General features: G+C 40.1%; 8 protein-coding genes and 1 tRNA gene. 4 read left to right on the forward strand and 5 right to left on the reverse strand.

The window, feature by feature from the left end:
* Window positions 1-801: 801 nt before the first annotated feature.
* From BFP77_RS10880 to dnaE, 4 genes are all read right to left on the reverse strand, one after another.
* A tRNA-Asp gene (locus BFP77_RS10880) sits at window positions 802-875 on the reverse strand.
* 74 nt (window positions 876-949) lie between these two features.
* Window positions 950-1879 carry a DUF58 domain-containing protein gene (locus BFP77_RS10885; protein WP_099574058.1) on the reverse strand — a complete coding sequence of 310 codons (930 nt, stop codon included), beginning with the start codon at window positions 1877-1879 and terminating at the stop codon, window positions 950-952.
* A 110-nt stretch (window positions 1880-1989) separates the two neighbouring features.
* Window positions 1990-2307, reverse strand: coding sequence for a thioredoxin (trxA, locus tag BFP77_RS10890; protein WP_099574059.1), 318 nt, complete (start codon window positions 2305-2307; stop codon window positions 1990-1992).
* 372 nt (window positions 2308-2679) lie between these two features.
* Entirely contained in the window at window positions 2680-7065 is a 4386-nt protein-coding gene (dnaE, locus tag BFP77_RS10895; RefSeq protein WP_099574060.1) for a DNA polymerase III subunit alpha, read from the reverse strand.
* Between the two features lie 171 nt (window positions 7066-7236).
* On the opposite strand from dnaE, the gene BFP77_RS10900 reads away from it, so the two are divergent.
* A complete protein-coding gene (locus BFP77_RS10900) occupies window positions 7237-8658 on the forward strand; it encodes a sulfatase family protein (protein ID WP_099574061.1) in 1422 nt (473 codons plus the stop codon).
* Between the two features lie 57 nt (window positions 8659-8715).
* On the opposite strand, the gene BFP77_RS10905 is transcribed toward BFP77_RS10900, so the two are convergent.
* Window positions 8716-9171: a ferritin-like domain-containing protein gene (locus tag BFP77_RS10905; protein WP_099574062.1), complete on the reverse strand. Its 456-nt coding sequence runs from the start codon at window positions 9169-9171 to the stop codon at window positions 8716-8718.
* 279 nt (window positions 9172-9450) lie between these two features.
* On the opposite strand from BFP77_RS10905, the gene BFP77_RS10910 reads away from it, so the two are divergent.
* The 3 genes from BFP77_RS10910 (at window position 9451) to BFP77_RS10920 (ending at window position 11462) form a co-directional block, all read left to right on the forward strand.
* Window positions 9451-10035: a 30S ribosomal protein S16 gene (locus tag BFP77_RS10910; protein ID WP_099574063.1), complete on the forward strand. Its 585-nt coding sequence runs from the start codon at window positions 9451-9453 to the stop codon at window positions 10033-10035.
* Between the two features lie 10 nt (window positions 10036-10045).
* Entirely contained in the window at window positions 10046-10573 is a 528-nt protein-coding gene (rimM, locus tag BFP77_RS10915) for a ribosome maturation factor RimM (RefSeq protein WP_099574064.1), read from the forward strand.
* Window positions 10574-10748: 175 nt separating this feature from the next.
* Window positions 10749-11462 (forward strand): tRNA1(Val) (adenine(37)-N6)-methyltransferase, encoded by a 714-nt coding sequence (locus BFP77_RS10920; protein ID WP_099574214.1) that lies wholly within the window; start codon window positions 10749-10751, stop codon window positions 11460-11462.
* Window positions 11463-11476: the final 14 nt, after the last annotated feature.

Consider the following 11476-nt stretch of genomic DNA (forward strand, 5'->3'; position numbering starts at 1 on the left):
AGTAAATCCGACTTGTAAAAGACTCTGAATTTGATACCTTTGAGATAGGGTCAATTGTTTGTAATGTTTCATGCAAGATCAATATAAATATTGAACCTAAAATACTTGGGGCTAGCCCCAAGTATTTTAAATATGCATGTTGCACTTATGACTTGAACTTAGATTATAATTAAAGTTTAAAAAAATTAAATATCATCTTTTTAAACTTTTTGGGTTTCTAGCAAGTTGCTATAAAATATTATTTTTTAAACCATAGCATATTAACTACATGGTTATAGCTCCTTAAAAAAACACATTGTTCGTATAATTTGAATGTGTCATAATCATCATCTTTTTTATAGAACTAGTTTTCCGGAATCATTTCCCTTAAATGCGATATTCTATTTTTAAATACATCAGCTACAATGGTATCCTTTAGTATTTTGGAACCGGATTAAAATTAGACCAAACATTGTTCTAAGAAAATTCAACAAAAACTATGTGATAGATACCAAGTGGAAAAACATATGTAGCAACAAGCTCTAGACCAACGATTTGCGTCGAATATATGTTTACAACAAATATTGGGATTCTTTTCGTTCGTTGCTGCTATATCCTTCGCTTCATACGGTAAAACCAAATTTTATTCGTTTTAAGGCCGAAGAACAAGTATGTGCCATTGACAGATTGAATATATTAGAGAATGGTGCTCTAAAAGAAGATTGTGGAGCAGAAATATTGGGTTGGTTCAAGTATAAAACCGCGTGCAATCTGCGTGCAACCTAGAAATAAAAAAGCTCCCAATTTCTTGAGAGCTTTTTGCGGTCTGGACGGGACTCGAACCCGCGACCCCCTGCGTGACAGGCAGGTATTCTAACCAACTGAACTACCAGACCGTGGCGTTTAGCGTGTGCAAATATACATTGCTAATCCAATACCACAAACATTTTCTTTTAAAATATTAATTTACTTAAATGAATTTCTGCCTTTCTACTAAAAAAGTGTTCAGAACAGTGGAAAAACTAGCATTAATGTCTACGGGGACGTATTCAATTCTGTACTGTGAACATTTAAGTTTTATCTGGGTAAAATAGTTGGTAATGGCCTCCTCATAGGCTTCTCTTACATTATCTGCATACAAGTCTAAATGCGCCCCGGTCTCTACATCTACAAAGCGTTTGGGAGTATTGTCAAAGTTGAAATGGTGTTCATGTTTTTTATCCAAAAGATGGAACAAGACTACTTCATGCTTATTATACTTTAAATGCCGTAGAGCTTCAAAAAGCTCATCGTCCGATTTTTCGGTTTGGAACATATCGGTGAACAAAAAAATAAGACTTCTTCTTTTTATTTTTTCCGCTATTTGATGTAAATAGGTATAGGTGGCTGTTTCTTTTGGTGCTTGTGCTACTTGGTTAATTTCATTCAATTTAGCTAGAAGCATTTGAAAATGCCGTTCGCTTCCTTTTTCCGCTGCGTAGTAATTGTAACTATCAGAATAGATGCTTAAGCCTACGGCATCTCGCTGGCGTTTAAGAACGTTCATAAGAGCGGCTATGGACAAAGTTCCAAAGCCAATTTTATTCAAATTATTCAGGCCCACCTCCTTCACTTCCGGGAAATACATGGAGGCGGAATTATCCAAAATCATATGGCAACGAAGATTGGTCTCTTCTTCATAGCGCTTGGTATAAAGCTTATCACTTTTGGCGAAGAGTTTCCAATCTATATGCTTGGTACTTTCGCCATTGTTGTAAATTTTATGTTCAGCAAATTCTGCGGAAAAACCATGGAAGGGACTTTTGTGTATACCACTTATAAAACCCTCCACTACTTGGTTGGCAAGTAACTCCAAGTTTTGAAACAGGGACGCTTTATTTAATGCTGATTGTAAGTTCACAAGAATAAAGATATGAAAAACTAAACCCTAAACGGATGGGGTAGGGGTTATAAATAAAAAGAGCTAGCATTGGCTGCCAGCTCTTTTTATTTATCTCTTAAGTGCTTACCCTATAATAAGGCATCTATAGCATCTGTATAGACTTTCTTTGGAGATACGCCGACCTGTCTGCTAACGATTTCACCGTCTTTAAATACCAATACGGTAGGAATATTACGCACACCATATTTTGCAGCGAATTCTTGATTGGCATCTACATCTACCTTACCTACAACGGCTTTACCATCATATTCATTGCTTACTTCATCAATGATAGGGCCTACCATTCTACATGGACCACACCAGGCTGCCCAGAAATCTACTACTACGGGTTTATCACTTTTTAAAACTACTTCGTCGAAAGTAGCGTCTGTTATTTCTAATGCCATTTTAATTTACTTTTATTGATTACACAAAGTTAGTCAAATAATCTGCTTGTTCCTTACTAACTACATATACGTTTTGACTATCAAGGTATTGATTTTAATAATGATGTTATTCCTTAGAAAATCAAAGGCAATAAAAAACCTTCCCAAAGTATGGGAAGGTTAAGGCTACGCAGTATTATAGCTACTACTAATTCAGTCTTTGGAACTACACGCTAATGTTACTTCGGGTCCCTTATCACATTCGCCTTCGTAGACTACTTCACCTTCCAGATTCGTTGCTACCCATCTATTTGACACAGGCAAAAAAGGAGTGCGCCGAGTAAAAGGTTTTTGGCCAAAAATCGCAAGCGCCAATAGCTATGCATCCTTGGTTTAGTTTAATTTAAAATGCACCTCTTGTTCTTCAAGGATATGTAAGAGTTCACTTGTAATCTCTACTTTTTGTTTTCTGCTGGATAAATTTACCTTTATCTCTTCTTCCATTTCATAAATGACAAAATTCAAGGGGTGGTTTCCTTTATGGGAAACCAAGGTGTCCTTTAATTGATGAATACCTTCTTCCTTTAATTCGTCAATATTTAATTTTATGGTAAGCTTTCTGGCGTAGGTCTCCATAACATCTTGAAGCAACATAAAACTATTAAATTGCATTCTAGGGTCCCCTTTCTTACCTGTTTCCCTATTTACCCAACCTTCGCGAATGAAAATTTTGACATAGGCAAAGGAATTTATCATAAGAAAGTGTCTGAATTTTAAATATTCTTCACCAAAAATCCGGAACTCAAATGAGTCCGTATAATCTTCCATGGTAAAGGCGGCCCATCCTTTACCGTTCTTGGAAATACGATGTTGCACATCTGTAATTACCCCAGCAAAAGTGAGCTCTCGGTTAACGTAACTGGCCATGTCGTTAATATGGGAAATACCTGCATTGCAGAACGCCTTTATTTCTGTTTTAAAATCATCCAAGGGATGTCCGGAAATATAAATACCTACCACTTCTTTCTCCCGTCGCAGTTTCTCCATGGTGCCCCATTCTTCACATGGCGGTACAATGGGTTCAGGGATTTGTGCCTCGCTCATTCCTCCGAACATATCCATCTGGGAAGAATTTTTATTCTCTTGATATTTTGCTGCAGACTTGATGACTTTTTCCAAAAAAGTGATACCATCGCCTTCCGTGTGAAAATATTGGGCTCGATGAGTGGTCCCAAAAGAATCGAAACCACCTGCAACGGCAAGGTTTTCAAAAGCTTTCTTATTGGCGGCACGTAGGTCTATGCGCTTGGCCAAATCAAAAACAGAATGGAAATTCCCATCTTTTTTACGATGTTCCACGATAGTTTCCACCGCAGAACGACCAACACCTTTTATGGCCCCCATACCAAAACGTACGGCTCCTTCTTTGTTTACCGCAAACTTATAGTAAGATTCGTTTACATCTGGTCCTAAAACGTCCAAGCCCATGCGCTTACATTCTTCCATAAAGAAGGTAACCTGTTTAATATCGTTCATATTATTACTCAATACCGCAGCCATGTATTCTGCGGGGTAGTGGGCTTTTAAATAGGCCGTTTGGTAGGCAATGTAGGCATAGCAAGTGGAGTGACTCTTGTTAAATGCATAGGCTGCGAAGGCTTCCCAATCTTTCCATATTTTTTCCAGAACCTCAGTAGGGTGCCCATTGGCTGCGCCTCCTTCCAAGAACTGAGGTTTCATTTTTTGGAGTACCGCAAATATCTTTTTCCCCATGGCTTTACGGAGTACATCGGCATCACCCTTGGAGAAACCGGCTAACTTTTGTGACAAGAGCATCACCTGCTCTTGATAAACGGTAATCCCGTAAGTTTCTTTGAGATATTCTTCCATGTCCGGAAGGTCGTACGCTATTTCTTCATCACCGTGTTTTCTGGCGATGAAGCTAGGGATATACTCCATAGGACCGGGTCGGTACAGTGCGTTCATGGCGATGAGGTCGTCAAAAACAGAGGGTTTTAAATCCTTCATGTGTTTTTGCATACCTGGAGATTCATATTGGAAAACCCCTACGGTTTCTCCTTTTTGGAAGAGTTCATACGTTTTTTTATCATCCAAGGGAAAATCGTCCGGTACTAGGTCAATACCATGTTTTGCCTTAACGATTTTGACGGTATCCTTGATCAATGTCAAGGTTTTAAGGCCCAAAAAATCCATCTTTAACAGACCGGCACTTTCAACGACCGAGTTATCGAATTGTGTGACGTATAGGTCTGAATCCTTCGCCGTTGCTACGGGCACAAAATTGGTAATGTCATCTGGTGTTATGATTACCCCACAAGCGTGTATTCCTGTATTTCTTACAGAACCTTCTAAAGTTCGTGCCATTTTTAGGGTCTGACCTTCAAGGTCGTCCCCATCATGTATGTTTAAAAGTTGATGGATTTTTTCCAAATCCTCCGCACGGAATTTCTTCTTCAGTTCAGCGTCGGACTTTCCAAAAATCTTCCCTAATTTAGACATGGTGGGAATAAGTTTTGCAATCCTATCCGCATCACCCAAGGGAAGGTCCAGTACACGGGCCGTATCCCTGATAGAGGATTTGGCCGCCATGGTTCCGTAAGTGATAATCTGCGCTACTTGGTTGGCGCCGTATTTATTAATGACATAGTCCATAACACGCCCACGACCTTCGTCATCAAAATCAATATCAATATCGGGCATGGATACCCTATCCGGATTCAGGAAACGCTCAAAAAGTAAATCGTATTTTAAAGGGTCAATATTGGTAATGGTCAAACAATAGGCCACTACGGAGCCTGCTGCGGAGCCACGACCCGGGCCCACAGAAACATCCATGTTTCTGGCCTCTCTGATAAAATCTTCGGTAATCAGGAAATACCCAGGATATCCTGAATTTTTAATGGTGTCCAATTCAAAATCGATGCGTTCACGTATTTCTTCGGTAATCTCTGCATATCGCTTTTTCGCACCTTCGTAAGTGATGTGCCTTAGATAGGCATTTTCACCGCGGTTACCGCCATCAATTGCATCCTCGGGGTCTTTGAAATCATCGGGGATGTCAAATTTAGGTAAGAGCACGTCCCGTGCCAGTTCAAATGGCTCAATCTTATCTACAATTTCCTGTACGTTCAAAATTGCTTCCGGAACATCTTTGAACTGTTCCTTCATCTCTTCTTGAGATTTAAAGTAATACTCTTGATTGGGCAGGCCATAACGATATCCGCGACCACGGCCTATGGGCGTAGCTTGTTTTTCGCCGTCTTTAACACATAGTAATATATCGTGCGCCTCCGCATCGTCCTTGTTGCAATAGTAGGTGTTATTAGTGGCCACAAGCTGTACGCCATGCTTTTTGGAAAACTCCACCAAGACCTGGTTCACGCGGTCCTCATCTTCCTGTCCGTGACGCATCATTTCTATATATAAATCGTCTCCAAATTGGGCTTTCCACCATAGAAGTGCCTCTTCTGCTTGGTTTTCACCAACATTCAAGACTTTACTTGGGACTTCCCCATAAAGATTTCCTGTAAGAACAATGATATCTTCTTTGTACTGCTGAATTACCTTTTTATCGATTCGTGGCACGTAGTAAAACCCGTCCGTGTATGCGATGGAGGACATTTTGGCGAGGTTGTGATATCCCTTTTTGTTCTTGGCCAAGAGCACCATTTGATACCCGTAATCCTTTACACTTTTGTTGGTATGGTCTTCGCAAACAAAAAACTCACAACCAATAATCGGGGTTATCTCCTTTAGTTGCGTTTCTGCTCCCGTTTCTTCCGCTTCCTTGTTTTTTTCCTTTACCGCTTTATTATGAGCACTGATTTCCTTTACAAAATGAAAGGCACCCATCATATTGGCATGGTCCGTTAAACCCACCGCAGGCATTTGATTATCCGCTGCTGCCTGTACCAGTGATTTAATATTGATGGTGGACTGTAATACCGAAAACTGGGAGTGATTGTGAAGATGAACGTAGGTCGCATCTTCCAGTGTTTTTATATTCTCGTTGATTTCCTCTTGCGAAACACCACCCGTATCTTTTTCCCAAAGGGCGTCCGCAATTTTTTTAGAGGCCTTTTTTAGGTTAATGTGTTTTAGGCCGATTAGCTGTATTTCCTCAGGATTGGCTTCGGAGAAGTTCTTAAAATAATCTGGCTGCACGTCTAGTTGCTCGGTGGTGTACTGCCTTAGGCGTACCAACTCCAAAAAACATCGCGTAGTGGCTTCAACGTCGGCAGTGGCATTATGTGCCTCGCCAAAGGGTTTGCCAAAGAGATGTTGGTGCAGTTCGGTAAGCGTGGGTAGCTTAAATTTTCCGCCACGGCCTCCGGGAATTTGACAGAGTTGTGCCATATGTTCGGTACAGGTATCTAGGACGGGTAGGTCTTGTAACGGGTTGTCAACGCCCATACGGTGAAATTCCGCTCCCATGATATTTAAATCGAACCCTACGTTTTGACCCACAATAAATTTGGTCTTGGACATAGCCACATTAAACTTTTCCAAAACCTCGCTTAATGAAATGCCCTTCTGTGAAGCTAGTTCTGTAGAGATACCATGTATTTGCTCCGCATCATACGGAATATTGAAACCGTCTGGGCGTACTAGATAATCTTGATGTTCAACAAGGCGCCCCATATCGTCATGCAACTGCCAAGCGATTTGAATGCATCTGGGCCAGTTGTCCGTATCTGTGTAGGGTGCATCCCAACGCTTTGGAAGACCTGTGGTTTCCGTATCAAAGATTAAATACATATGTTATATTCAAAGTGTTTAAAAGCCTTCCAATTCCGAAGTAGAACAGAATAAAAAAGGCAAGGTTAAAATTAAGCAAAAGGTACTGGCCTAAAAAGAGGAGTTACTAAGAGTTATTAACCTAGTCAATTACAAATATGACTATCTTGGAAAAGATATAAACTTTACCAAATGAAAATTAATAACCGTTTCACCCTCAGATTTCATTTTTCAATATGGTTGTATGCGATAAGTTGCACCATTTTATATGGTCAAGAGCCCCAAGAAAAACTTCCCAACTTTATCATCATCTTTGCAGATGACTTGGGGTATGGGGATATTGGGGTGTTTGGAAATCCATCCATAAAAACCCCCAACCTTGACGCTATGGCCTTCGAGGGTCAAAAATGGACAAATTTCTACGCTGCTGCAAGTGTTTGTACACCCAGCAGGGCTGGTCTGCTGACCGGACGGCTTCCCGTGCGTAGCGGCATGGCCAGCAACGGGAGGAGGGTATTGTTCCCTAATTCTAAAAATGGTTTGCCGGCTTCGGAAATTACCCTAGCTGAACAACTTAAAAAAGCCGGTTATACTACCGCTGCCATTGGAAAATGGCATTTAGGCCATAAGGAGAAATTCTTACCGACCAATAATGGGTTCGACTCCTATTTTGGTATTCCATATTCCAATGACATGGATAGGGTTGTTAAAAAAAGTGGAAAGGAGTATTGGAATCAACCTAATGATAGCATTAAAACAGAACATTTTAATGTGCCTTTACTTAGGGGGAACAAGGTAGTGGAGCGTCCAGCGAATCAAAATAATATAACAAAGCGATATTCCGATGAAGCTGTTGCTTTCATAGAAAATCAAGGTGAAAAGCCTTTCTTTTTATATCTAGCGCATAATTTACCACATATACCACTTTTTGCCTCTGAGGATTTCTTAGGTAAAAGTAAGCGGGGATTGTATGGAGATGTAATTGAAGAGATAGACCATGGGGTTGGGAATATAATAAGTGCCTTAAAGGCAAAGGGTCTTCAAGATAACACTATAGTCGTATTTACTTCCGATAATGGACCTTGGTTACCTTTTAAAGATAATGCCGGAAGTGCCGGGCCTTTAAGGGCGGGCAAAGGAACTACTTGGGAAGGAGGTATGCGCGAGCCCACGGTATTTTGGGGTCCAGGACTTATTAAAACGGCCGTAATATCGGATATAGGTTCTTCGCTGGATTTTTTTACTACGTTCAGCACCATGGCTAATATTCCAACTCCAAAGGATGTTTTACTAGACGGGAAAGATTTAAGCGAAACCTTAAGAAATGGTGCACCTAGCCCTAGAAACAGTATATTGTATTATCGTGGTACGGAATTGTTCGCCGTACGATTAGGTGATTTTAAAGCACATTATCGTACTCAAGGAGCGTATGGGCAATTTGGTGAACGCAAAGAGCACGAGGTCCCTTTGCTATATAACTTGGTCATTGATCCAGGAGAGCACTTCAATGTTGCGGACGATCATCCCAAAGTTATCGAGCAAATTAAAACACTTGTCATGCAACATACCAACCTTCTCGTTATGGGGGAGAACCAGTTAATTGATCGGGAATAGAGGGCATAAAAAAACCGAGCGTTTCGCTCGGTCTTTTCAAATCTTTCTGTGATGCGACTAGGATACTAGTTCCTCGTATCTTTTGCTTACATTCAATGCTGATTCGATAGCATTTCTCTGCTTCGTCAACAAATTCTCCGTGGATGGTGGTAATACCATATCGCTGTCATTCAGTATGGCATTATATTCTTCTAGACTTGCCTTTTCTCCACGTTCTACTTCTTCCAAAATTCGTTCTGTTTCATTTCCTGAGAGCGTGGCCGTTAAATTCATCCAAGTTCTATGTAAATCGCCTTTGATACTTCCTCCTTTTTCTGGCAGTTGTCCAAAATTGGCTATCTCATCCTTTAACTCGTGCCCAAAATTGTAACGCTGTTGCACTCTTTCGTTCAAGAATTTTTTAATGGACGGATTATCAATTTTGTCTTGTGCTAGTTTGTATCCATTTTCCGCATCGTATGTACGTGTTAATAAATCATTTAATCTGTTTGATACTTTTTCTGTGTACTTCATTTATCTCTTATCATTTTAGTTCAATTGTGTTATTGACTATCAATAACTACACTATTTAAATTAATAGAATATGTCGAAATCACGAGTATTTACAGGGGTTTAGCATGAGTTTAACGACTTTTCCCGTAAATGTTAAGGCTATTTAACAATAATCGATAAAATTTGAGGCATAATATGGGGAAGTATAAAAGTGAATGTTCTATATTTGCAGCCCTTTTAGGAAATAATAGAGATAGAATTAATAATCAAGGGTCGGGCACCCTACAAAATTAATGTGATATGCCAGTAAAAATTAGATTACAGAGACACGGTAAAAAAGGTAAACCATTCTATTGGGTAGTTGCAGCAGATGCACGAGCAAAAAGAGATGGTAAGTTCTTGGAAAAATTGGGAACTTATAATCCTAACACCAATCCAGCAACGATAGATTTGAATGTCGATAATTCTGTACAGTGGTTACAGAATGGAGCGCAGCCAACGGATACGGCTAGGGCAATACTTTCCTATAAAGGAGTGCTTTTGAAGCATCACTTACTTGGAGGTTTGCGCAAAGGAGCCTTAACGGATGAGCAAGTAGAGGAGAAGTTCAATGCTTGGTTAGAAGAGAAGGAAAAATCAGTTGCGGATAAAGTTGGTGGTTTAGATAAGGCTAAGGCCGAAGCAAAGGCTAAGGCGTTACAAGCTGAAAAGGAAGTGAACGAGAAGAGAGCTGCTGATGCCGCTGCTGCCGTATTACCAGAAACTCCAGAAGGAGAAAGTGCTGAAGAAGAAGTGGAGGCCTTAGAAGAAGCCCCAGCTCCTGAAGCTGCGGTGGAGGAAACTGAAGCTCCTAAAGAGGAAGCGGCAACTTCGGAAGAAGAATAGATAGGTAACGATGCGCAAGGAAGATTGTTTCTACCTAGGCAAAATCGTTTCAAAATATAGTTTTAAGGGAGAAGTACTTGTTAAATTAGATACGGACGACCCTGAAGTTTACGAAAAAATGGAATCGGTTTTTATTTCCTTGGGAAATAATCTGGTTCCATTTTTTATTGATAGGTGTCGCCTTCATAAATCCAATTTATTACGAATAGATTTTGAAGAAGTAAAAACAGAATCTGATGCGGATAGGGTCATGGGTGCTGAACTGTACCTACCGCTTACCTTACTACCCAAGTTAACAGGGAACAAATTTTACTTTCACGAAATTATCGGATTTACGATGATGGATGATGTGCACGGAGATATCGGTATCGTCCAGAGTGTGAACGATACTACCGCTCAAGCTTTGTTCGAGGTTTTGAAAGACGGGAAACAACTTTTAATCCCTCTGAACGATGATATCATCAAAAAGGTAGATAGAGCTAAAAAAGTAATAGAAGTACGTACGCCTGAAGGATTGGTTGAACTTTACTTAAGCTAGTACTTAAGATTTTATTTCCTTTCAGTACAAGATGCTCCTAGAATTTTTTAGGCGATAAGGGTTGTTTTTTAGCGATATAGTGCTTGGTAACGCTAATAGTATCAGGCCTATGAAAGAAATACAACTTAGCATAGCGCCAATACTAAAAGGCAAAGAAAACCAAAGTACAAGCAGTATGTATGTACCATTTCAATTTAAGCATTTTACCGTAAATCAAGACCGTTGTGCCATGAAAATTGGCACGGACGGCGTACTTCTTGGCGCGTGGGTATCTGTAGAGAATAACCCTAGTTCTATTCTGGATATTGGAGCAGGGACCGGACTTATTGCCTTAATGCTGGCTCAAAGAAGTAATGCCGACACTATCGATGCCATAGAAATTGATGCGGACGCTTACGAACAATGTGTAGATAATTTTGAAGCATCTCCCTGGGGAGATCGTCTTTTCTGTTATCATGCCGGTCTAGATGAAATGGTTGATGAAATCGAAGAGAAATACGATTTAATTGTTTCTAACCCGCCATTTTACAGAGAGGATGTTTCTAGTGGAAACACTTCTAGGGATACCGCTAGACAAAACAGTTCGCTACCGTTTGACGAATTGGTGGCAAGCATTTCAAAACTTCTTTCACCGGCGGGCATCTTCTCGGTCGTTATACCGTATAAGGAAGAGCGGAAATTTTTAGAATTGGCTCATGACTATGGGTTATATCCTAGACGCATACTACATGTAAAGGGCAATAGTACATCCAAAACAAAAAGGTCACTGCTTGAATTTAGTTTTACTAAGGTCAACCCGACTATCAAGGAGTTATATATTGAAATAAAAAGACGCGAATACACGTTGGAGTACATAGCGCTGACCAATGCGTTTTATTTAAAAATGTAACAATAGCGCGTTGA

Origin of the sequence: Maribacter sp. 4U21 (genome assembly GCF_002742365.1) — a bacterium.
GTDB lineage: Bacteria > Bacteroidota > Bacteroidia > Flavobacteriales > Flavobacteriaceae > Maribacter.